At 60.2% G+C, this 22,667-nt stretch carries 14 protein-coding genes; 9 read left to right on the forward strand and 5 right to left on the reverse strand.

The window, feature by feature from the left end; translation table 11 throughout:
- Nucleotides 1-434 precede the first annotated feature (434 nt).
- Together IRZ31_RS06980 and IRZ31_RS06985 are read left to right on the forward strand one after the other, a co-directional pair.
- Nucleotides 435-929, forward strand: coding sequence for a hypothetical protein (locus IRZ31_RS06980; protein ID WP_297151532.1), 495 nt, complete (start codon nt 435-437; stop codon nt 927-929).
- A 29-nt stretch (nt 930-958) separates the two neighbouring features.
- On the forward strand, nt 959-2,086 hold the full coding sequence (locus IRZ31_RS06985) for a polyprenyl synthetase family protein (protein ID WP_297151536.1): 1,128 nt from the start codon (nt 959-961) through the stop codon (nt 2,084-2,086).
- 172 nt (nt 2,087-2,258) lie between these two features.
- On the opposite strand, the gene IRZ31_RS06990 is transcribed toward IRZ31_RS06985, so the two are convergent.
- Nucleotides 2,259-3,767: an EsaB/YukD family protein gene (locus tag IRZ31_RS06990; protein WP_297151538.1), complete on the reverse strand. Its 1,509-nt coding sequence runs from the start codon at nt 3,765-3,767 to the stop codon at nt 2,259-2,261.
- Nucleotides 3,768-4,145: 378 nt separating this feature from the next.
- Here IRZ31_RS06990 and IRZ31_RS06995 point away from each other — a divergent pair, with 378 nt between their 5' ends.
- The 4 genes from IRZ31_RS06995 to ligA all read left to right on the forward strand — a co-directional run bounded on the left by IRZ31_RS06995 (nt 4,146) and on the right by ligA (nt 11,694).
- Complete coding sequence (locus tag IRZ31_RS06995; protein ID WP_297151541.1) at nt 4,146-6,011, forward strand: M28 family peptidase; 1,866 nt, start codon at nt 4,146-4,148, stop codon at nt 6,009-6,011.
- Between the two features lies 1 nt (nt 6,012).
- Nucleotides 6,013-7,659, forward strand: coding sequence for a putative manganese-dependent inorganic diphosphatase (locus tag IRZ31_RS07000; RefSeq protein ID WP_297151544.1), 1,647 nt, complete (start codon nt 6,013-6,015; stop codon nt 7,657-7,659).
- Nucleotides 7,660-7,997: 338 nt separating this feature from the next.
- Entirely contained in the window at nt 7,998-9,071 is a 1,074-nt protein-coding gene (locus IRZ31_RS07005) for a phospholipase D-like domain-containing protein (RefSeq protein ID WP_297151547.1), read from the forward strand.
- Nucleotides 9,072-9,612: 541 nt separating this feature from the next.
- Complete coding sequence (ligA, locus tag IRZ31_RS07010; protein WP_297151549.1) at nt 9,613-11,694, forward strand: NAD-dependent DNA ligase LigA; 2,082 nt, start codon at nt 9,613-9,615, stop codon at nt 11,692-11,694.
- A 189-nt stretch (nt 11,695-11,883) separates the two neighbouring features.
- Here the strand turns inward: ligA and IRZ31_RS07015 are convergent, their stop codons facing one another.
- Entirely contained in the window at nt 11,884-13,176 is a 1,293-nt protein-coding gene (locus tag IRZ31_RS07015) for a serine hydroxymethyltransferase (RefSeq protein ID WP_297151552.1), read from the reverse strand.
- 845 nt (nt 13,177-14,021) lie between these two features.
- Here IRZ31_RS07015 and fusA point away from each other — a divergent pair.
- The 3 genes from fusA (at nt 14,022) to IRZ31_RS07030 (ending at nt 18,417) form a co-directional block, all read left to right on the forward strand.
- Nucleotides 14,022-16,079 (forward strand): elongation factor G, encoded by a 2,058-nt coding sequence (gene fusA, locus IRZ31_RS07020; RefSeq protein WP_297151555.1) that lies wholly within the window; start codon nt 14,022-14,024, stop codon nt 16,077-16,079.
- A 226-nt stretch (nt 16,080-16,305) separates the two neighbouring features.
- Nucleotides 16,306-17,253 carry a hypothetical protein gene (locus tag IRZ31_RS07025; protein WP_297151558.1) on the forward strand — a complete coding sequence of 316 codons (948 nt, stop codon included), beginning with the start codon at nt 16,306-16,308 and terminating at the stop codon, nt 17,251-17,253.
- A gap of 327 nt (nt 17,254-17,580) precedes the next feature.
- Nucleotides 17,581-18,417, forward strand: a complete 837-nt coding sequence (locus tag IRZ31_RS07030) for a hypothetical protein (RefSeq protein ID WP_297151561.1) — start codon at nt 17,581-17,583, stop codon at nt 18,415-18,417.
- Here the strand turns inward: IRZ31_RS07030 and IRZ31_RS07035 are convergent.
- The 3 genes from IRZ31_RS07035 to IRZ31_RS07045 form a co-directional block, all read right to left on the reverse strand.
- Nucleotides 18,414-19,076, reverse strand: a complete 663-nt coding sequence (locus tag IRZ31_RS07035; protein WP_297151564.1) for an LON peptidase substrate-binding domain-containing protein — start codon at nt 19,074-19,076, stop codon at nt 18,414-18,416. The genes IRZ31_RS07030 and IRZ31_RS07035 overlap by 4 nt on opposite strands.
- A 307-nt stretch (nt 19,077-19,383) precedes the next feature.
- Nucleotides 19,384-21,789, reverse strand: a complete 2,406-nt coding sequence (gene cysS, locus IRZ31_RS07040) for a cysteine--tRNA ligase (protein WP_297151566.1) — start codon at nt 21,787-21,789, stop codon at nt 19,384-19,386.
- Nucleotides 21,790-22,084: 295 nt separating this feature from the next.
- Nucleotides 22,085-22,564, reverse strand: a complete 480-nt coding sequence (locus IRZ31_RS07045) for a GatB/YqeY domain-containing protein (RefSeq protein ID WP_297151568.1) — start codon at nt 22,562-22,564, stop codon at nt 22,085-22,087.
- Nucleotides 22,565-22,667: the final 103 nt, after the last annotated feature.

The raw sequence follows: 22,667 nt of genomic DNA on the forward strand, positions 1-22,667 counted from the left end.
CTTCTGCCTGGCCCCTCAGAATCCTTCGGCGACCGGGCGTTGTTGCGCGCATGGCCGGGTCGGGCCGAGACCGATTGTCCTCCGCCAGCTTTCGCTCCGATAGCTGGTCCTGGTGCCTATATTATCTTATCTTCCGGCAGCGCGAGGCTGCAAACATGGCCTTGTCCGTTCGTCTGCTATCTAGACTCACTGGGATGAGCCACTGCGGGCATCGGCGGGCATTGCTCTCTCCCCCTGGGACTCGGCTCGCTAGGCCATCCCGGTCACAATGCGGCACAGGTATGCCCCTCATGCTATACTACACAGAGAGATAGAGATATTGCTCTCCTAGTCAGGCCAGTCGGCCAACTCGACTAACTACCCGTGATCCAGCAAGCAACTCATTAACCACACCGCTTCATCAACTATAAGAAAAGGCAGAGGAAGCAGAGACAATGGAAGATCCCATCACGACGCGTCGACGCCAACAGGCACTGAGTCTGTCCCGCCGCTGCCGAGAATGTGAACAGGAGGCCCTGGGACGCTGTCCCGACTGCCATCGCAGCTTCTGTCAGGAGCATTTTCCGAAGCAGCAACACTCGCCCTGTGCCGAGCGGCAGCTGCGCCTGGCAGAGATCCAGGTCTGCTATGTCTGTGGCGTCCCGGTTTATCCAGATCAGTGGTCAATCTCTCGTACTTCTCATTTTATCGATCAATACCGCTGTAGAGGCTGCGGTCGCTACGTTTGTGAAGAGCTACATACCAGGAAGAAAGACGAAGATGTCGTTATTGTTCGCGAGGGCTTGCGTGGCCATCGCTACCAGTACACGATTCGCTACTGTGATCTCTGTGCCCCTCTCTCCTACGTGGGTGGCCTCAAGGGGCTAGCGCGCTGGGTGACGTTGGTGGGAACCGTTGTGGCCCTTGTCTTTTTTCACTTTCACCCCTAAGATAGGGAAAAAGTTTTCTGTGGAGAAGCATGGCCATCTCAACTACCGTTCAAGCAACGCTCCAGCGTTACCGCGAGGAGATTCAGGCCGCGCTCAGGGAGGCTGTGGCACGCGCCACGGCCTCTACTGGGGCAGAGGCTTCCAGGCTTCTGCAAGATTACTATGGTCAAATGCGCTATCATCTGGGCTGGGTCGACGCCCAGCTGCGTCCCACCAGCGTACAGACGGGCAAGCTCCTGCGCCCTACCTTGCTGCTCCTCTCTTATGAAGCTGCTGGCGCCTGGGGACAGCTTCCACCCGAGGATGAGCCACGTCGCTACCTCCAGCGGGCTTTGCCCGCGGCGGCAGCCATTGAGCTGACCCACAATTTCACCCTCATCCATGACGACATTGTCGACGAGGATAGCGAGCGCCACCACCGTCCCACGGTCTGGAAGCTGTGGGGTGTGCCCCACGCAATCAATGCTGGCGATGGCATGTTCGCGCTCAGCCGCCTGGCCCTCTGGGGCGTCCTGGAGGCCGGGGTTGATCCCGCCCTCGCCGCACGCCTGGCCGCCATTCTCGACCGCACCTGTCTGACAATCGCAGAGGGCCAGTATCTCGATATGCTGTTCGAGACACGTATGGATGTCTCGGTCGCGGCCTACATCGAAATGATTCGACGTAAAACCGCTGCCTTGATGGCCTGCGCTGCCGAGATGGGGGCCTTACTGGGCACGCAGGACGCAGAGACCGTGGAGCGGCTACGTCATTTCGGCGAGGCTATCGGCCTGGCCTTCCAGGTGCGCGACGACGTACTGGGCGTCTGGGCCAGTCTGGATGAGCTGGGCAAGAATCCCGCTGGCGATATCTACCGACGCAAAAAGAGCCTGCCGATCCTGCACGCCCTGGCCCATGCCCAAGCGGCTGATCGCGAGCGGCTACAGGTCCTGTACCAGCAAAGCGCTCCTCTGAGTCGCGAGCAGGTTGACGAGATCCTGGCAATCTTTGCTCGTACGGAGACGCGCCCCTACTGCCAGGCTTTTCTGGCCGAGCAATGCCGCCGAGCGCGCGCCGCCCTGGCAGCTGTTCCTGCCTCATCTACCCCACTTGCCAGGCGCGCCCGAAGCGACTTAGAAGCCTTTGTGGCTTTCATTGAAGCTGCCAGCCAAAATTAAAGTTCAGCAGCGCGAGATCATCCAGGGCCATCGGCTTCAGTAGCGGGCAGGGCTAGCCTGCCTTCGTCAGCACCAGGCGAGGTGCAGGAGAAATCGGCGCTGTCGCAGCCAGCCAAGGCAGCTTCTACGGGAGGGCTGAGCCAGACCAGGTCGGGCGCGGTTCGGCAGTCGTTTAACTAAGCTGCCAGAGTGTCACTCGATTCCCCGCCGCCGTGGCTATGGTCCGCCCGTCAGTGGACCAGTGCAGGGAGAGTATCGGGGTACCCAGGCGGACGGTGAAGAGCGGCATCTGACTGTGCATCGGATACCAGACCGCCAGCACCCCATCGTTACCGGCACTGGCCAGCAGCCTGCCATCGGGCGACCAGGCTAGCGTACGCAGCGGCTGCGTGTGCAGATGGAGACGCTGAGGTCCGTCGACACATTGGGTTCCGAAGGCCCCTGCCTGTTGGCGCTGGCAAGTCAGCCCGTTCCAGAGGCGGATCTGGCCGTCGTCGCCCCCAACCGCAAGCAGCATACCTGTGGGAGCGAACGCCAGGGTACGCAGGGTTAGCTGACCGTCCTGATAGTAGCCGTGCAGTTCCTGGTCGCTGTCAGCCCGCCAGACGCGCACTAGTCCCCCGGTGGAGGCTGTGGCTATGGTCTGGCCATCCGCGGCCCATGAGGCGGCTTCCAGCGGACTCGTATGGCGCCTGAAGATCTGCAAAGGGCGCCAGAGCTTGCCATCCCAGACAATGGCCAGCTTATCAAGGCTGGCCGAGACAAGGCGTGCCTGACCATGCGGCGCCCAGGCTACGGCGGTGACGGTGGCCGTATGTCGCTGGAGCGGCTGCGTCAGTGGGGTGCCGTTGTAGGGGTCGAGAAACTGCACCGCCGAGCCAGCTCCCAGAGCCAGCTGCGTTCCATCAGGTGACCAGGCCAGGGTACGGACAGCTCCGTTGACGGTGAAGGTATGTTGAACCTGACCTTGCGTGTTCCAGATAAGCAGCTGCCCATCAAGCGAGCCACTGGCCAGCAATTTTCCATCGGGTGACCAGGTCAGCGAGCGCACAGTCTGCCGGTGTTGGGTGAAGACCAGGCTGGCCCGGGCGGTGGTCGGCAGCGGGGTCGCCGTCGGAGTGGGCATCTGCTTTGGTACAGCAGTGGTTGCTGGCCTGCCTTGGGGTTGCAGCGTTGTCAGCCACCCTCCCAGCAGGCCAGAGCGATAGGCAGCGTAGCCCGCACTCGCTCCCGCCGCTCCCACCACTGTCAGGCCGAGCAAGCTCAGGACAAGACGCCGTGAGCGCTTCCTTCTCGCCGCCTGCCGTCCTCCATCTGCAACCGGCGAGACTGGCGCTCCCACTGCTGGCAGGGCCGTAGCATCGACCAGCGTCACTGCATCGTGCAGCCCGTCCTCCACCGGCCCCCGTGCGCCGGCAGCCGGTCCCACCACGTAGGGTCGCAGCAGCAAGGACGCCCCTGCTTTGACTCCGGCTTCCTCCAGGCTCAGCTCGCGCGGCAGCTCTCGTCCGCTCTCTGCGAGGCTCAAACGGTAGCTCAGTCGGTTGCCAGTGCTATCCTCCTGCGGCAGCTTCAACACCTTGACCAGGGCCGGCACCAGCGACCAGAGCGGTGCATCGCCTGAGACCTCCACTGGATATCTCAGTCCAGAGAGGCTGTCTTCAATGATGACCTCTAGCATGCTTGTCTCCCCTTTTTGAAGGCTCGCACCTCGCATCCACAGCTTCTCTCTGGGAGGAATCCACGAACGATCAAGCGGCCTATTTTTTACAGCTTGCGCTCCTCCCCCAAAATGGCCACCACCAAGAAAGAGGCAACGAAACGTCTTTTTTAGGAAGGAGATGTGAGAGCCAGACGCTTTTTTCTTCCACCTGGCAGCCATCATGCTGCATACGGTCAAGTGCAACCAGCCAGGGAAGAAGAAAGGGCCGTTCCCATTGAACACGGCATCTTCATATCCGAGGTGCGCTTTGCCTTGGAGCACTTGGAGTTGACCACCGGAGGCCTCAGAGGACGTCTATCTGCAGGTACACAGGCGACTATCAGATGGAGAAAGCCCATGCCATCACCAGGCAAGAGATGCTTATGGCAGCCAACCACTCGCAAGGCGACGCTCGTTCAGCGGCTCCTCCTGTCCTTGTTTCTGATCAGCTCGCTATGGCCCTGCTACTTCGAGCCGCCGTCGGTCAGTGCCAGCGGGCATAGTCCCGGAGTGGCCAGTTTTCCCACTGTAGACGGCAACTATATCTACCAGCAGCTTTTCTATCTGGCCACCCATTTTCTGCGACGCGAAGCCGGTTACGATCGCAATCTGCCGCCCGCGGTCAATGGCCACGACGAGTTTGCCGCCTACTGGAGCGCGGAAATGCTACGCAATCTGAGCGGCTTTGATCCTCAAGTCCAGCAGGACCCCTTTGCCATCCGGGGCTGGCTCAATCGCCCGGCAGTAGTGCCAGCATTCAATGTCGAGGTCAGCGTTCCTGGCATCAAACACCCCGAGCAGACCGTCATCATTGGCTGCCACTACGATGGAATGGCCTTCTCAACCCAGTCGGCCTATGACGACACCAGCGGCTGCGCCATCGAACTGGGCATCGCCCGCGGGTTAGCCAGCTACTGGCGTGCGCATCAGCTCTATCCAGCTCGCACGCTACGTTTTGTCCTCTTCGACGCTGAGGAGCAGGGCCTCTATGGCTCGTTCCATGCCGTCAACGAAACCATGAACGCCGATCTGGGGAATATCGTGGCCATGTTTAACGAGGAGCAGAGCGGCATCGCCTATCCTGTGCGCTACCTCGGCCAGGCTGCCAATCCTGTTTTTCCCCTCTACGTCGATCTCTCCCCCTTGACGAGCACCAGGCTCTATCCACAGCAGAACGTACTCCCAGCAGGGCAACGCCAACGTATCAGTCAACTCCGGGACCTGATGGATCAGGCTGTTCCTGCTGTCTTTGCCGAGCTTTACGAAGAAGGCTTTCAGATGCTCTCCTATCACGGGCAACAGCAACAGGATATCTTTGAGCCGATCTTTACTCCTGATCAGCAGCAAGACGTGATCCGTGAGGACGACCGGCTTGGCAGCAGCGATCAGGTGCCGTTCACGCTGGCAGGCGTCGCCTGTGCCACGCTGGTCGGTAACTCCAGCTATTACAGCACAGCCGCCACGCCTGGTTACCCCTTTGACCAGCCGGAAGATACGATTCAGCTGATGAATACCTTCGCCGACGGCAGCTCACAGCAGTCACAGGCGTTGACCTTAGCTCTAACCCTGCCTGCCATGCTCACGACCTGGCTGCTCAACCAGCCCGCGATCCTGGGGGCAGCCCCCGCTGATGGTCGCCCACTCACAGCCATCAACGATCTCGGCAGAGCGAGGCCAGGTCTGCCACTGACCGTCGAGGCTCAGGCCGCTTTCCTGCCTGGCTCCAGCTTACCGGAAGGAGGGTTCAGCTACCACTGGGATTTCGGCGACGGCGAGAGCGCTCAGGGTCAGCGCTCCAGCCACGTCTATCATCGGGCCGGAGAGTACCAGCTCAGGCTTACGGTGACGGCTGCCAATGGCGCCCAACGCCTCATCAGCAAGACGCTTGTTGTGGGGCAGCAGTCCCCAAGCTATCCTAATCCTTACGTGCCTTTCCTCGACAACGGCATGCCACCCGGTAACCCTGGCATCACTCTGCCCAAACCGAATAACCGGCTCAGCGACCGCGTCACCACTGTTGCCCAGGCTACCGCTATCACAACAGTCCCCCCAGCTGGCACAGCTTATCCTGTGGCGCTGGCCTTCGGCGTGGCTATCGGCCTGGCACTGCTTTTTGTTATACTGATAGGCGTACTACTGTTCATCTCTCGTAGCCAACGCAACGACCGGCAGAACGCCAGTGCTCACGCCACAAGGGAGCACGGGTCTGGAGGAAGCAGCTAGCATGGCACAGCCAATCTACGTTATTGGACATAAACAGTCAGATCTCGACTCGATCGCCTCGGCCTATGCTTATGCGCGTCTGCTACAAGCTCAGGGAGAAGAGGCTGTTCCTGCTCGACATGGCACTATCAAACCTGAAGTGCGCTTTGTTTTAGAGCGCTACGGAGTGGAGCCGCCAGAGGCTCTGGAGGACGTCTATCTGCAGGTACGCGATGTCATGAGGCGCGGCGTCATCAGTATCCACGTTGATCAACCCCTGCTGGAAGCCGGGCGCTTGCTACAGGAGCACAACCGGCGCGCCATGCCCGTGATCGACGACGAGGGCCGCGTTCAAGGAATTATCGCCATTGAAGACCTGGCCAAGCTCTTTTTCAAGGATCTCGACCCACAAGCGGTCAACCGCGTCCCGCTGGAACGAGATAACCTGGTGCGCGTCCTTCACGGGCGCGTGCTCGTCGAGGGACGGCGCAAGCTGGGCAACCGCATCTTGGTCGGCGCCATGCAGGCAGCCACCATGCGCGAATATCTTGAGCCGGGTTGTCTGGTGGTCCTGGGAGACCGCGAGGATGCTCAGCTGGCCGCCATCGAGGCCGGAGCCGCCGCCCTGGTCATCACCGGCGACCTGCTCGTCTCCGAGCGCACGCTGACTGCGGCGCGCAAACACGGGGTGCTCGTGATCAGTACCGCTTATCACACCTTCACCGCCGTCCGCCTCATCAATCTGAGTATGAAGACCAGCGAGATCATGAACCGCGACTTCGACTCCTGCAGGCCGGAAGACCTGATGAGCGAAGTACAGCCACTGCTGGCGCGTCACCGCTCGCTGCCAGTGCTGGACGATGAAGGACGTCTGGTCGGTTACCTCTCGCGGACCGACATGCTCAATGCCCGTCCACGTCGCATTGTGCTTGTCGATCACAATGAACGTGCGCAGGCCGTGGATGGCATCGAAGAGGCTGAGCTGCTGGCCATTATCGACCACCATCGCATTGCCGATGTTCACACTAGCAAGCCGATCATGTTCCGGGCCGAGCCGGTCGGCTGCACGGGCACCATTATCGTCAGCCTCTATCACGAGGCCGGAGTGCCTATCTCGCGCGAGGTCGCCGGCCTGCTGCTCGCTGGACTGCTCTACGATACGTTGATTCTACGCTCACCCACGACGACGGAGCGCGATGAGCAGGTAGCAGCCGAGCTGGCCGAGATTACGGGCGAGGACCTCGAATCCTACGGCCAGGCTATCTTCGCCGCAGCGGCCTCCGACTTGAACGAGCGCAGCCCCGAGGCTCTGCTCACCGCCGATTTCAAGGAGTATACCGTCAATGGCCTGCGCTTCGCCATCGGCACCGTCGAAACAGCCACTCCTTCGGTAATCGAGCAGCGCAGTGCAGAGCTGTTGGAGACCATGCGCCGGCTCTCTCAGGAGCGTAACTATAGCGTCTTCCTCTTCATGATTGTTGACATCATCAACATGCGCTGCCGGCTGCTGATCCACGGTGGCGAGCAGGCGGTGGCCACAGCGCTCGGGGCGCCGCTCGGGTCCGACGGCCACACTATCGAGGTCGAGGGGCTGGTCTCACGCAAGAAACAACTGGTTCCCCTGCTGGGTCGTATTCGGAGCCTGCTCCAGGAGCGTGTCCGATCGTAGCGTTGCCCTGGCCAGAGAAGAAGCCAGCCGCCACAGACCAGGCCGGCGGAGGAAGACAAGGCAGGCAGTACTGTGCAGGCTCACGCTCTCCGGTCTGGTCTTACCTTCTATCTGCGCTATCTGCGCCTATCCCCAAGGCCATCAATGTCTTGCTCGGTCTATCGCCCTACGTCAGGCCAGCCCCTGACGATGACTGCCTCTGACGCGCCTTTGGCCCCCAAGACGTGCTTATCTAGAGAGTACTGCTCTTGCGCTGCTCGCCTGTAGTCTGTAGAGGATATGATGAGGCTGGAGAGGCCATTTACAGTCTCCATTCTAACGATCACGGAGTCGCTTCGATGAGGATGAAAAGGTACGCCGAACACACTGCTTCTCACTGGCAGAAGGGCCTCTTCCCCGTGCTCTTCTGCCTCCTCTTGCTTCTGAGTGCCTGTAACGTTGAGATTACCGCTGGCGGGAGCACCCTGCTGGCCTCACCGACTGCCGCTCTCAGCAATGGAGCCCAGCAAGGGCTGCAAGTTTTCGTTGAGCCAGATGCCGGCGAAGGGGTCATCACCAACGCTATCAACGGGGCCCACCGCTCGGTCTGGCTGGAACTCTACCTGTTAACTAACCGTAACGTCATCAACGCCCTTGAGGAGGCGGCCAACCGCGGCCTCGATGTGCGCGTGATGCTGGAGACTCACCCCTATGGCGGCGGCTCGCTCTCGCCGACCGAAACGATGGACCGCCTGAGCGCGGCGGGGGTCAAAGTCAAAGCGACCAGCCCGGCTTTTGCTCTGACCCACGAGAAAGGCATGATTATCGACGGCACCACGGCCTATATCATGACCTGTAACCTGACAAACGCCGCTCTCGGCGTCGGCAACACCAAAAACCGCGAATATGGGATCATCGATACCAATCCCGCAGATGTCAAAGCCGTCAGCGATATCTTCGAAGCCGATTGGAACCGCACACAGGTCTCTCTCAGCAATCCGAATCTCGTTGTCAGCCCTATCAACTCGCGTAGCGTCCTTGAATCGCTCATCAAAGGCGCGCAAAAATCGCTGCTCATCGAAGCAGAGGAGCTGATCGACGACACTATTGAGCAGGACCTGGCTGCCGCGGCCCAACGCGGCGTTACGGTGCAGGTCATCTTACCCTACCAGAGCGGTTCCTCCGATAGCAATCACAGCGGTATCGTGGCCATCAAACGCGGCGGGGCCCAGGTACGTGAGGATAAGAAGCTCTATATGCATGCCAAAATGATGATCGTCGACGGAGAGAAGGCTTTTGTTGGCTCCGAGAACTTCTCAAGTCAATCACTTGATCACAATCGTGAGCTGGGTATCGTGCTCTCCGATCAACACGTTCTCAGCGTGCTCCAGCAGACCTTTTCTGAGGACTGGAACAGCTCGCGCAGCGTTTGAAAACCCCATAGTCCTCGGCCAGATCTTGATCCGCCTGCCGCTAGGCGCTTCGGCAAGAAGGTCGGTCCTTTCTCTGGACCGCCCCTGAGACGACGGACACAAACAGCCCAGACCGGGTCAGCACGAGCGAGCCAAACCAGTCTTGCGCGGTATGCCTGGAGGACGCCAGACAGCGGAGCCGCTAGTTCGCCAGGCTTCTCGCTCGGCCTGGCCCGGCTTGACAGTACCCGCCCCCAGCGTCACCTCTGCTTCTCTCTCCCCGTTGCCACCATGTGATACGATAGGAAAGCGTGGTCTGCCGCTCCCTGTCCTTCTGTAGAGCTGACAGCTGCGCAGGCCGGACTACAGGACTTGAGCGATCAGCAGAACCGACGGGGCAGATGGGCAAGTATAAGCATTCATCCGCTCAGCCCCAGTCTCACGTAGACTGATTGCTAAACAGAGACAGAGCAGACTCTTCCTTTCCTGGCCCTTCTCAAAAGAACAAGATAAGTGGGGAGGTATTTCAGTCAGGGAGATTCTTTTTCGGGGAGGCAACCTGATGGCCGATCAGTTGTTTGAGCGCGAGCATGAAGAGACCGGCGCCGAGCCGAGCCAGGAGGCAAGTAGCAGAGCAAGCGAGAGCGAGGAGCTAGCTGCTCGCGTGGCGGAGCTGCGCCGTCGCATAGAAGAGGCCAACTATCAGTATTACGTTCTCGACAACCCCACACTGACCGACGCAGAATACGATCAATTGATGCAGGAGCTGCGACGCATCGAGGAGGAACATCCCGAGCTACAGACGCCTGACTCGCCAACGCAGCGCGTTGGGGCGGCGCCGCTCCCTGAAGTGCGGCAGCATCGCCATCCTGTTCCCATGCTGAGTCTGGCCAACGCGCGCAGCGAAGAAGAGCTATTGGCCTGGCATCGGCGCGCGCAGAATATCCTGCCCAACGCCACCTTTGAATATGTCTGCGAGCTGAAAATCGACGGGCTGGCTATGGCTCTGACCTACGAAGAGGGGAGGCTGACCGTGGGCGCCACCCGAGGCGACGGTCTCGTCGGCGAGGATTGGACCCCCAACGTGCGCACCATTCGCAGCATTCCTCAGCGCCTGCGTGACGCCAATCCGCCGCCGCGGGTCGAGGTACGTGGTGAGATCTACATGACCATCGAGAGCTTTGAGAAGCTCAACGCCTCGCTGACCCGCGAGAAACTCTTCGCCAACCCGCGCAACGCCGCCGCCGGTTCGCTCCGTCAGAAAGATCCACGTATCACCGCTGAGCGCAACCTCGACTTCTTCGGTTACCAGATTGGCTATATCGAGGGGCGCAATCTAAGCACGCACTGGGAGGCTCTGCAGCTGATCGCCGAATGGGGCTTTCCGGTCAACCCCCATAATCGGCGGGCGCGGGACCTCGACGAAGTGCTGCAGTATTGTCGTGAATGGGAGCAGAAGCGTTTCGAGCTGCCCTACGAAATTGATGGGGTTGTCATCAAGATCAACGATCTCGCCCAACAGCAGGAACTGGGTTATGTTGGACGAGAGCCGCGCTGGGCCATCGCCTTCAAATATCCTCCCATCCAGGTCGCCACGCGCCTGCTAGACATCCGCATCAACATCGGGCGCACCGGCTCGGTCAATCCCTGGGCTATGCTGGAGCCGGTCAACATCCGCGGCGTGACAGTCTCGCGGGCCACCCTGCACAACGAACAAGACATCCTCCGTAAAGACCTGCGCATCGGCGACTGGGTCATTGTACAGCGCGCTGGCGAGGTCATTCCCCAGGTAGTCAAGCCCATTATCGAGCGGCGCACCGGCGAAGAACGTCCCTACACCCCGATCGAACGCTGCCCCGTCTGTGATACGCCCATCATGCGTCTGCCGGACGAGGCCATTGCCTATTGCCCCAACACGGACTGTCCGGCGCGCCTGTTGGAGAGCGTCATCCACTTCGCCTCTAAAGGGGCGATGGACCTGGAGACAATCGGCGAGAAGCAATGTGAGCAACTGGTCAAAGCAGGCTATATTAAAACCGTGGCCGACTTCTACGATCTGACGCGTGAGCAGTTGCTCAAGCTGGAGGGTGTCAAGGAGAAGAGCGCCGACAATATGCTCAAGGCCATCGAGGCGAGCAAGAAGCGTCCTTTCTGGCGCCTGCTCTTCGGCCTCAACATTCGCTACATCGGCGAAAAGACAGCCCAGCTGATTGCCGAGCACTTCGGTTCAATGGATCGCCTGCTGACGGCCAGCGAAGAAGAGATCATGGCCATTCCCGGTGTGGGACCGAAGAGCGCTCACAGCCTCTATACCTGGCTCCAGCAGGAGAAGAATCGCCAGCTTATTGAGCGCCTCCGTAAGGCTGGCGTCAACATGGCCATCGAAGAACGGCCTGGCGGACCGCTGGCTGGCCAATCCTTCCTGTTCACCGGCAAACTGACCCACCTGACGCGCTCACAGGCCGAGGAGGCAGTGCGCCAGCTCGGCGGCACCGTCGCCAGCAACGTCACACGCTCGTTGACTCATCTGGTTGTGGGCGAAGATCCCGGCTCCAAGCTAGAGAAGGCCCGGCGCGCCGGCGTGCAGATTCACGACGAACAGTGGTTCCTTGACCTGCTGCGCCAGCACGGCATCCAGGTCTAGCTCATCAGGCATCTGAAATCTGAACCGGGGACCAGGGATCAGCCTGACAGGAGGACCAGCAGGCTGGTCCCACCAGGCCAGAGAGAGTGGAGGGAGCAGCTCGGAGCACGGATGCTCTCGTGAGTCGTCCCTCCTTCCTATTCCCTCAGTGCAGCCGAGCCACCGTCAGGCGCCTGCAGTGGCTCGGACTCAGACGTAGTGCATCTCCAGATAGCGAGCACGCAGTTGATGGACAGCCTCACGCACCTGCTTGCCGCGGATGGCATCGTGGATCAGCTGAGCCAGCTCCCCCATTGCACGCTCATCCATGCCGAAGCGCGTCATCTCCTGCACTCCAATGCGCAGGCCCGAAGGATTGCGCGGGTCAGCATCGCCGGGCAGCATATTATAGTTCACGATGATGTCATTAGCTTCCAGACGCCTGGCTACCTCCACACCACCACCCCAGTCCGCGACATTGACCGCAATCATGTGGCTGCGCGTGTAGCCAAAGTCGCGCGCCTCCACCGGCGTACCCAGCTCATCAAGGGCCTGGCCCAACGCCTGCGCATTGCGCACAATCTGGGCCGCATACTCGCGCCCGTAGCGCCTCATCTCACGGGTCGCCACCAGCAGGGCCGGCAGTGAGAAGAGATGATGGTTGCTCGAAGAGCCAGGGAAGACTCCGCGATCGGCAGGCGGCCAGTACTTCTTCGCTGTCTCCTCATCCATATTCCCCAGGATCACCCCGCGCTGCGGACCGGGAAAGGTCTTGTGGGTGCTGCCGGTCATCCAGGTGGCCCCCTCCTGCAACGGCGACTGGAACTGGCCACCAGCGATCAGGCCGAGCACATGCGCCCCATCATAGAGAACAGGAATATCCTTGGTCTTGCAGAAGGCCGCTACCTCCGCCACCGGCTCGGGGAAGAGGAAGAGGCTCTTGCCCATGACAACGATCTGCGGATTCACTCGATCGATCAATTCGATCGTCTTCTGCGCATCGACATGATAGCGATCCTCGGTGAGAGGCAGGTAGTGGAGGTTGATGGACTGAGGCCCACCCACTTTCAAGGACTGCCCCCGCGTCTGAATGCGTCGCCCGAAGACACCCACGGCCCCGTGGCTGATATGGCCCCCCGCATCAGTCGAGTTGACCACGATCGTATCGCCGCCGCGCAGGAAGCCGAGCGCGATCGCCGTATTGGCTGCATTGCCGCTGATTGGGCGTACATCCGCCTGCTTAGCCCCAAAGAGTTCACAAATTTCATCTCGCGCCATACGCTCGATTTCATCGATGTAGCGCGTTCCCTGATAGTAGCGATTGATGCGCTCGCCCTCATTAGGATGGCCTTCCGCATAGCGCCCCATGAAATCAGAATTCTGGACGCGACGCACCGCTGGGCTGGGGGTATTCTCACTGGCGATCAGATTGATGCACTGTCTCTGGCGCCAGTCCTCTTGCTTGGCAAGAATAGCCTCAATGTCACTGATATCGACCGTCATCAGTATTCCTCCTCCCGCACAGGCAGTTTAGCGTCTGGCAGCCAGCCAATCAGACAGCCACCCTGTCTGGCTGATCAACTGACCGACGAAAAGCAGACGTGCCGAGCGATCAAGCAAGCATCAAAAGAAATACGGCAAGCGCGACAGCAAGAGCGCCGTGGCTCAGTGCCTTGGCGTTGGCCTGCCGGGGCCGTGGCGATCACCAGAGCGACCGCTGGCCAGGGGCAGTGCCAGCCAGAAGAGCCAGGCGGGGCGAGTGGCGGCGCAGCGGATCAGCAGCGAGCCTGCTGCGGATAGCCGCTAGCGAGGGAGGGGTGAAGGTGACTAGAGCTTACACGTAGTCTACTCACCAGACCCCTACCTGTTCACATCATACACATCAAGCCTTCATATCGTGTGCATCACGTTCGTCGGCTCGTTTGAGCGTGACGCGCCTTCCCTTCGGCGTAGCTGAGCGAGCCAGCGAGTGAGTGCCGCTATAGCTGACTGCTGGCCGCCCTGAGCTGACCGTGCGCAGCGCTGGCGGGTTTAGTGTAGCATGGCCTCCAGGATCTGTAAATGGCAGTGGCCTCTGGCCAGGCAGCATGACGCTCGCTGTGTCATTCAGATGCAGTTCCGAGTGCGCATTGCTGCAATAAGCTGAACAAAAGATGAGAGAAAGTGAACCCCGATCGTCTTCAAACAGCATTGAACAAAGATGGCGATCCTGTTATACTACCACCATAGAAAGGAGAAGCGTCGCGTCTGCGCTTGCAAAAGAACGTAATACGCATGGAAAGGAGGGGCGGCATTCTGCACCTCGCAGCCAGGAGCGATCCTGGTAGGGGTTCTGCCGCAACGTTTTCATGAAGGTCTACACGGCAGAACAGATTCGCAATGTAGCGCTGATCTCGCATGTAGGAGCGGGCAAGACGTCGCTGGTGGATGCCGCGCTCTATGACAGCGGAGCTGTGACCAGGCAGGGGAAAGTGGATGAGCGGACGTCGGCGGTCGATTACGACCCGGAGGAGTTGAAGCGAGGCATGTCCCTCCACGCCAAGCCGGTGCCGGTAGAATGGCGGGGCCAGAAGCTGAATCTGATCGACACGCCGGGATACCCTGACTTCGTAGGCGAAGTGAAAGCAGCGCTGCGCGTGGCCGATGCGGCCTTAATCGTGACGACGGCAGAGAAAGGGGTCGAGGTCGGCACCGAACTCACCTGGCAGTACGCCGATGAGCGCCGGCTGCCGCGCATGATCCTGGTCAACAAGCTGGACCGCGAGAACACCTCTTTCGAGCAGACGCTGGAGGCCCTGCGGGCGCGCTTCGGCCTAAAGGTAGTTCCTCTACAGATCCCCATCGGAAGCCAATCGAACTTCAAGGGAGTGATCGACCTGGTTTCTCGCCGCGGCTTCACATTCGAGGGCGGTAATAAGGTTCAGGAGGTCACTGTTCCCCCCGACCTCCAGGATCAGGTTTCTGCTTTCCGCGAGCAGTTGATTGAATCGGCGGTCGAGAACGATGAGGCGCTGATGGATAAGTTCCTCGAAGGCGAGGAGCTGAGCGAGGAGGAGCTGCGTACGCTGGTGCGTCAGGGAACGGTAAGCGGCGAGTTGGTGCCCGTGGTGTGCGCGTCCGCGCTAAAGAATATTGGGGTGCAGACCGCACTCGATGCGCTTCTCGACTATCTGCCGAGCGCCGCCGAGGCACTTTCTGATGAAGTTCGCGCCCTGGGCGAGACGCCGTCTCTCTTTGTCTTTAAGACCGCTGCCGCTCAGGTCGGCACAATCTCGCTCTTCCGCGTTTACAGCGGCACGCTGAAGGCCGATAGCCATGTCTTCAATGTGCAAACGCACGCCGAGGAGCGCATCGGTCAGTTGATCATTCCTCGCGGCAAGGCTCAGGAGAGTGCACCAGAGATTGCCGCCGGCGACATTGGTGGCGTGGCCAAGCTGACCAATACGCATACGGGCGATACGCTGGTGGGAAGTAAAGAGGTCACCACCGCGCTGGAACCAATCCAATTCCCTGAGCCGTGCTTTACGGTGGCAGTCTTCCCCAAGAGCAAGGCCGATCTCGATAAGATGAGCAATGCCCTGACGCGCCTGGTAGAGGAGGATCACACTCTCCGGGTAACGCGCGATCCAGAGACGGGCGAAACCCGCATCTCGGGCATGGGCGAGACGCATATCCAGGTCGCGGTCGACATGATTAAGCGACGCTTCGGCATCGACCTGGAGATACGCGATATCCATATCGCCTACCGCGAGACGATTCGCCGGAAGGCGCGCGCGAATGGACGTCACAAGCGCCAGACCGGCGGCCACGGTCAGTTTGGCGATGTCTGGCTGGAGATTGAGCCGCTGCCCATCGGGGGACCCGACACATTCATCTTCGAAGATCGTATTGTGGGTGGCGTGGTTCCAAGCCAGTTCGTCCCCGGCGTCGAGAAGGGTGTGCGCGAGTCGCTGAAGCGAGGCTTCATCTCCGGCAATCCGATGGTCTACGTTAAAGTGGCCCTGGTTGATGGCAAATATCACCCGGTCGACTCCTCCGCCCAGTCGTTTGAGATCGCCGCTTCGATCTGTATGCAGGAGGCCGTGCCCCAGGCCAATCCCACAATCCTGGAGCCGGTGATGAATGTGACAGTGATCGTGCCCGAGCAGACAATGGGCGATGTGATGAGCGATATCAATACAAAGCGTGGGCGTGTGCTGGGCATGGAGTCCATTGGCAATGGCATGCAGAAGATCATCGCTCAAGTCCCCCAGGCGGAAATGCTTCACTACGCGACAGACCTGCGCTCCCTCACTCAGGGCCGTGGTACCTTTACGATGGAGTTCTATCAGTATGAGGAGGTCCCTCCTCAGATCCAGCAGGAGCTGATCGCTCGCTACAAGAAAGAGAAGGGAGAGTCAGCCTGATTCTCGCTGCCTGGCTTGCGAGACAGGCGAGCAAGTGAGCGAGCAAGGCAGACGATTCTCTCAATATCGCTGTCATTCGCTTGCAGGATGGGGCACCGTCTTCCCAAGACGAGCGGAGAGCTGTCATCTCAGAGGTCGATGGCTGATCCTTCAGGATAGGACGGTGCCCCGCTTTCCTCTCTGTTACGGTTGAGTTCGAGTCGCTGGGCTTAGTGAAAGAGTCGTGATGTCTCCGTATGACAGATCTTTCGGCTGGCTGAAGTCCCAGGTATTGGAGCTGGACCGCCAGCAGGACTATACCCGCGCTCGGGAGCTGGTTGAGGAAGCGCTTCCTTTTTTCCCCGAACATCGGCCCACCCTGGTATTATGGCGCGCCATCCTCACGCTGCGCCTGGGAAGCCCCGAGAAGGCGCTGGCGATTCTGGAGGAGGCCGTTGGCCAGGGACTCTGGTTTGGACCTGCTCAGCTGGAGGATGAGGACCTCGCTCCGCTGCGTTCACTACCAGCTTTCACAGCCCTGCACAAGATCTGTCAGGAGCGCTACGCTGAGGTCCGGGCCCGCTCACATCCGGGCATTCTGGTGCTGGAGCCTGACAACCTGGTCCCGCCACCCTATCCGACATTGTTCGCGCTCCACGGGAATGGGAGCAGCCCACTGGCCGAGCTTGAGTACTGGCAGCCAATCACGGCGCATCGCTGGCAGGTGGTCCTGCCTTATTCTTCGCAGCTGATCGGCTATGGCCGGGCCAGCTGGAACGACGAGGCCCGCGCTGTGGCGGAGGTCTGCACTCATTGGAAGCAGCAGCAGCGCTGGAAGCGCATTGATTCCCAGCATGTGGTTCTGGCCGGCTTCTCGCGTGGTGCACGCATCGCTTTGCGTCTGGCGCTGGAGGGACGCATCCCCGCCATCGGCTTCATTGTTGTCTGCCCGGCCCTGGATGCGAGCCAGGTCCTGCTTCCTCAAGATGCCTGCCAGGTGCGCCTGGGCTTCGTGCTGCTCGGTGAGCATGATTATGGCGCTCCCATCACCCTGGCAGCCGTCGAGCGCCTGCGCGCCGCCGGACTGACCTGCGAGGTGAAACAATATCCTGGCCTGGGCCATGCCTTCCCACCAAGCTTCGCCGAAGAGTTGCCCGCGCTCCTGGCGCATTACCTTCCTTCAGCTCCACAGTAGCGGACAGACCAGTGCTGAGGCTGGCAGGGTCCTGGTCAGGAAGCTCGCTGGCAACGGTGACCGCGCAGCATTGATGTGCTTCACTGATGCTTTACAGGCGCTCATTCTTGTTGAATGCGCTTTGAATGGTAGTTTCATTTTTTATCCATGAAGTCAGGCGGCAGAATGCGAGGATTTGGGCTGAGCGGCTTTCTAGCGAAGGAGGCAGCTCTGCGGACTTGACAGCGGACACCAGGATACGTACAATTCCAGAGACAACGAACAGATCGTGTTCCTTCTTAAGGACGAGAGCAGGGGGCCTGCACCAGAGCTCAGTGAGGTGGCCGTATGCCTTCCAGACCGGTTTTTTCCGCGCCTTCGCTCGCGGAGGTGCTCAAGCAGCTCAGGATCTACCGGCCCAGCGGTCTGCTAACTATTCAACGAGCACGGGGCGCGCCGCCGGAGGAAGTGTATATCACGGTTGAGCGAGGGCAACCAACGCTGGTTGTCTGGAACCGCCAGCAGCAGGAGGCCAGCGAGGCTGTGCTGGCCTGGCTAAATTCATGGGGAGAAATTCGTTTTACTTTTCAATCCGCCGAGCCGCTTTTGCAGCTGCCCGCCCCAGGCCAGCCGGAGCCACAGGAGGGTGCTCCTACCGGTGAGGGCACGCGGAGGCCAACCTGGCCACCTCTCTCACTCCAAAGTGGACCTTTGCCCACTGTCAGAGGTCGGAGCAGTGCCCGCCAGACGATCTCACTACAGGGTCAGCATGGCGGCGTAGGTAGCCCACCCACTCAGCCACGCTCGCCCAGCGTAGGGCAGACTCACGTTCAGGCTCCGAGCCAGGCACGACCCCAAAACGGTCGCCTGACTCCGCGTTTCGGCGACTCGCTGGTGCTGCCAGCCGTCAAGCCCAACCAGCCGTCCGGTCCGTTGCCGCCGGAAACTGTCGTACCCAGCCTGACCGCGCTCGGCAAGGAGTATGCGGCCACCGCCGTTCCGCGCTATGATCGGATCGTCTTTCTCCTCATCAATGGTCGGCGCACGCTCGGCGATCTGGCACAGCTGACCCGGCGCACACCCGCTGAGGTCTATGCCTCTCTCCAGCGCTTGCAGGAACAGGGGCTGATTCAGCTAACGCTCCCGCCTACCAATGGGCACGCCCCTTCTTCTTCGTCGCGCTAATTCAAGAAGCTGCGGTCTGGATGAGTTTGCAAATGGGCGTTACGCTGCAGTACCTGCTGGGCAAAGGGGACCTCACGCCTCAAAATCTCGTTCTCCTCGGCCAGACGCTGCCGCGTCGAGGTCAGTTCCAGCAGGTGTTGTTTCTGCTCATCCTGCAGATCGAGCAGATAGGCAATGAGATAAGAAAGTTCCTCTGGATCAGTCGGAAGATGCTCTTTGATCTCTGGCAGGCTGCGCGCCTCTAGGAGGATTGCCAGATAGCTGCTGAAGAGATCAAGGGCGCGCTCGGCGTAGGGCCTGAGCAGATTGGCTGGTTCACGCGCATCGCGATACAGCTCAACTACACCCGAAAGGTAGGGTTGCTGATGCTTGAGCTGGAGAATGCGGAAGCGCTCGCTGCCAATGGCGATGAGATTGTAGCGCCCGTCTTCTAGACGCTCGATTTGCTGAATCTCGGCCAGCGTGCCTACGCTGTAGGGCACTTCCTGAAGATGACGGCTCTCGGGACGCATCAGGACGATGCCAAAAGGAGACTTCTCCTCAAGGCAGCGAGCGATCATCAGGCGATAGCGCCGTTCAAAGATATGCAGCGGTACGACTGCGGTCGGGAAGAGGACCAACTGCAACGGGAAGAGTGGGACCTCGACGATTCTCTCCACGGGATCTTCTCCTTAGCGCACGGGCTTTCTTGCAGGATCGTGAGTATGTTCGCTCGCTTCTGCTGGCGCATCCGCATCCGTGCCCGCTGGTGCTGGTTGGGCAGGTTGGGCTGTGGCCGGGCAGACGGCCACAGCTCTCACTGGGGCCTCGCCTTTGTTATGCCGGCCCGCCGGCCTGGGTACCCCGCTCTTAAGCGTCGGAGAGAGACTCTGGCCAGGTCGATGCAGCCTGTCAACGCAGCCCCCGCCAACGGAACCAGGCCAGGCAAGGCCATTAGCTGATCTGCTCTGACAGCAAAGGAGCGCTTCAGACCGTTTGAACAGCATGGAGATGGGGGTGGCTATGAGCATGGTCGGGCCAGTGCCGATGCTCGTGGCTATGCATGACTCCCGGCGGCGGCAGCTCTCCAGGCGCGTGACTATGAGTGCCTTCGAGATGATAGGGATGATCATGCCCATACCAGCGATGAGCCGGATTGTAGTGCGCCACCAGCAGGCTCTGCCCGTGATGCCAGCGCGCGCGAAAGACATCATAATTCTTCTTGCTCTTGGTACGCCGCTCTTCCTCCGTCAGGCTGTACCACTCGCGATGAGGATGCCTGATCAGGCGGGCTGCGACCTCGGGACAGACTACAACGCGATAGCCAGCGGCCTTGAAGAAGAAACTGTAGTGGACGTCGGCCAGGCGATAGAAACGGAACTTTTCATCGAGCCAGCCGACCTCGTTGAGCAAGGCACGGCGAAAGGCAAACAGGTACCCTTCAATGGCGTCCACCTCGGGACCGCTCTCCTCGTGAAATTCGCGCAGATCCTCGGTAATCAGGCCGAAGGGACCAGTCACCCCTACCTGTGGATCGGTCAGCGTTTGCTCCAGGGGCGTCCAGATATCACCCTGGATCTCAACCGAGGTGTCCAGCCAGACAATGATCGCTCCCTGACTGGCGCGCATGGTCGCATTACGCCCCGCGGCGAAGCCCAGGTTATGGTCGGCGAAGAGCACGCGCAGAGCAAGCCGTTCGCCGTTGGCCCCGACTAGCTCCGCGCGCCGGGCCAACTCCCGCAGAAAAGGGAGGGTCTCATCGGTTGAACCATTCTCGATCACGACGACTTCCAGACTGCGCCCGTTGGCGTGGCGACAGATGCTGTTAAGGCAGCGCTCAAGGTCCCTGTAGTTATTGCGTGCCAGCAGATTGAGCGAGAAGGCATAGCGCGATGGCAGCTGTGTGGCGTCAGGAGCATCCTGCCAGCGCGAGAGCACCGGAAACTCTTCGCTGAGGCGCCGGGGGCGAACCAGCGTCCCCTCGGGCAGGTCACACACTTTCCAGCCCCGCTGGAGTAAATGGAGCCGCAAGGCATCAGCGCCTTCGTAGTCGCTTTGCCGACGCAGGGCCTCCCGCTCATGCACAAGCGCTGCCAGCTCTGCCGGCAAAAGATGCTGTGTGTGTTGCGGCTCACGATGCTGGCGTGGTTTTTCACTCAGAAGGTAAGATTTGATATTGAAACCGAGTACACGATCAAAGTCGAGCAATAGCTGCAGCTTTCTGGTGGCATCCAGCTCAGGAGCGCGCAGCATGGCCGAGAGCACCGCCATCGCCCGAGGGATATTGAGATCATTCTCCAGCTCACGGCGGAAAGCCAGACGCCACGGCTGTTCTTCATCCTCCAGCGGCCTGAGCGCCCGCTCCTGATCAGCCCGCAGCCAGAGATCATAGGCGCGCTCGCGCAGGCGCTCCAGAGCGACCTGGGCCGCTTCTAGAGCGCGGAAGGTGAAGTTGAGACGGCTACGATAGAGGGCGGTGGTGTAGAGATAGCGCAGGGCCAGCGGATCGAAACCGCGCGCCTCAATTTCAGCGCAGGTATAGTCGTTGCTGACCGACTTAGCCATCTTCTGCCCGTCGGCCAGCAGGTGTTGGGCATGAACCCAGTAGTTGACAAAGGGCTGGCCGCTGTAGGCTTCGCTCTGGGCGATCTCATCCTCGTGGTGGGGAAAGATATTGTCGACTCCGCCGGTGTGGATATCGAAGCGGGGTCCCAGATACTTCATGGACATGGCCGAGCATTCGATGTGCCAGCCGGGGAAGCCACGCCCCCAAGGGCTGTCCCAGGCCATGTCACGCCCCGGCTCAGCCGGTTTCCAGAGCGGGAAATCCTCGGGATGGCGCCGGTCAGCATCGCTGCCCTCGTGAATGCCAATCTGCATATACTCCAGCAGATTGCGCGAAAGCTTGCCATAGCCGGGAAAGCGCTGGATGTCAAAATAGACGTAGCCGCGAACCTCGTAGGCGAAGCCTTTACGCAGCAGCTCCTCGATCATCTGGATCATTTCGGGAATGTGCTCACTGGCCCGCGGGAAGACATGGGCCGGCAGAATGTTGAGCTTGGCCTCGTCGCGATGAAAGGCTTCCGTGTAAAAGCGTGCGATCTCGGCAGAGGTCTTCCCTTCCTTGCGGGCCTGGGCCTGCATCTTATCCTCGCCGCGGTCCAACAGCTCATGACGCATATGCCCGACATCGGTGATATTTTTCACATGGAAGACCTCGTAGCCAAGGTACTCCAGGCTGCGACGGAGCCAGTCGGCCATCGTGAAGGTGCGCAGGTTTCCGATGTGGATATAGCGGTAGACGGTCGGACCACAGGAGTACATTTTGATCTTGCCAGGCTCCAACGGGACAATTTCCTCGACGCGCCGCGTGAGTGTGTTATAGATTCTCATCGCCTCGTCACGCTCCCAGCATGCGTCAAACAGAACAACGACGAACGGCTTCCGTGACAGCCTCCCTCTGCCAGTCCCCGCCCGAGCGAGCGTCTGTGTGGCTCGGCTCAGCTCAACCGCCGCCCCTGGCGCCGACTGCTACTGGCCGCACCATGTGCGTTTTTCTCCACACGGAATTATACCCCCGGCCCGGCGGCCTCGACCAGGCGAGGAGGCAGGGCCGTCTCGCCAATGCGTTGACGTGCAGTTGCCTCCCTCCTCGCCAGCAACACTCGTGCACAGGTAAAGCCCCGACTCAGGCGGTCATCTCTTTGACTATCTGCTGAACCCTGGCGCCTGGGGCCTTGCCTTTCAGTTCGCGAGCCGCCAGCGGCATGACCTTGCGGAAATCGCGCCCCTGCTCCTCAATGAGACGCGCTACTACAGCCCGGATTTCATCGTCACTGAGCTGGGCAGCCTGAAGATAGGATTGCAGGAGGGCCTTTTCGCGCTGGGCCTTCTCGACCAGATCACTGCGCCCTCCCTTTTCGTAGAGGGGAATGGCCTGGTCACGCATCTTGATCTCGCGCTCCAGTACCTGATAGCAGTCGGCTTCGGTCAGCGGCTTCCCATACTCAGGATGCTTGCGATCAGTGCGCGCAACTTCCAGATTGTGGATAGCCCCCAGCACCATACGTAGCGTGTCAACCTTGAGCTGATCTCGCGCTCTCTGAGCTTCCTGAATATCTTTCCGCAGTTGTTTCTCGATAGGGAACTCCTCACGCGTCTGCGCCATGTTACATATTCCTCCTATACTCTCAGCAATTCTGATGGCGATCTCCAGTATAGCCTTTGGCGCCAGTTCTGTCGAGTCAGTCGGGCGAGGTCCACATCAGCAG

The sequence above is a fragment of the Thermogemmatispora sp. genome, assembly GCF_019683635.1.
Classification (GTDB): domain Bacteria; phylum Chloroflexota; class Ktedonobacteria; order Ktedonobacterales; family Ktedonobacteraceae; genus Thermogemmatispora.

Excerpts from the sequence above, each read along its gene's own strand:
- IRZ31_RS07045 (WP_297151568.1), bottom strand. The coding sequence starts at position 22,564 with ATGGCGCAGACGCGTGAGGAGTTCCCTATCGAGAAACAACTGCGGAAA.
- IRZ31_RS07030 (WP_297151561.1), top strand. The coding sequence starts at position 17,581 with ATGCCTTCCAGACCGGTTTTTTCCGCGCCTTCGCTCGCGGAGGTGCTC.
- IRZ31_RS07005 (WP_297151547.1), top strand. The coding sequence starts at position 7,998 with ATGAGGATGAAAAGGTACGCCGAACACACTGCTTCTCACTGGCAGAAG.
- IRZ31_RS07025 (WP_297151558.1), top strand. The coding sequence starts at position 16,306 with ATGTCTCCGTATGACAGATCTTTCGGCTGGCTGAAGTCCCAGGTATTG.
- ligA (WP_297151549.1), top strand. The coding sequence starts at position 9,613 with ATGGCCGATCAGTTGTTTGAGCGCGAGCATGAAGAGACCGGCGCCGAG.
- IRZ31_RS07000 (WP_297151544.1), top strand. The coding sequence starts at position 6,013 with ATGGCACAGCCAATCTACGTTATTGGACATAAACAGTCAGATCTCGAC.
- IRZ31_RS07015 (WP_297151552.1), bottom strand. The coding sequence starts at position 13,176 with ATGACGGTCGATATCAGTGACATTGAGGCTATTCTTGCCAAGCAAGAG.
- IRZ31_RS06990 (WP_297151538.1), bottom strand. The coding sequence starts at position 3,767 with ATGCTAGAGGTCATCATTGAAGACAGCCTCTCTGGACTGAGATATCCA.
- IRZ31_RS06995 (WP_297151541.1), top strand. The coding sequence starts at position 4,146 with ATGCCATCACCAGGCAAGAGATGCTTATGGCAGCCAACCACTCGCAAG.
- fusA (WP_297151555.1), top strand. The coding sequence starts at position 14,022 with ATGAAGGTCTACACGGCAGAACAGATTCGCAATGTAGCGCTGATCTCG.
- IRZ31_RS06980 (WP_297151532.1), top strand. The coding sequence starts at position 435 with ATGGAAGATCCCATCACGACGCGTCGACGCCAACAGGCACTGAGTCTG.
- cysS (WP_297151566.1), bottom strand. The coding sequence starts at position 21,789 with ATGAGAATCTATAACACACTCACGCGGCGCGTCGAGGAAATTGTCCCG.
- IRZ31_RS06985 (WP_297151536.1), top strand. The coding sequence starts at position 959 with ATGGCCATCTCAACTACCGTTCAAGCAACGCTCCAGCGTTACCGCGAG.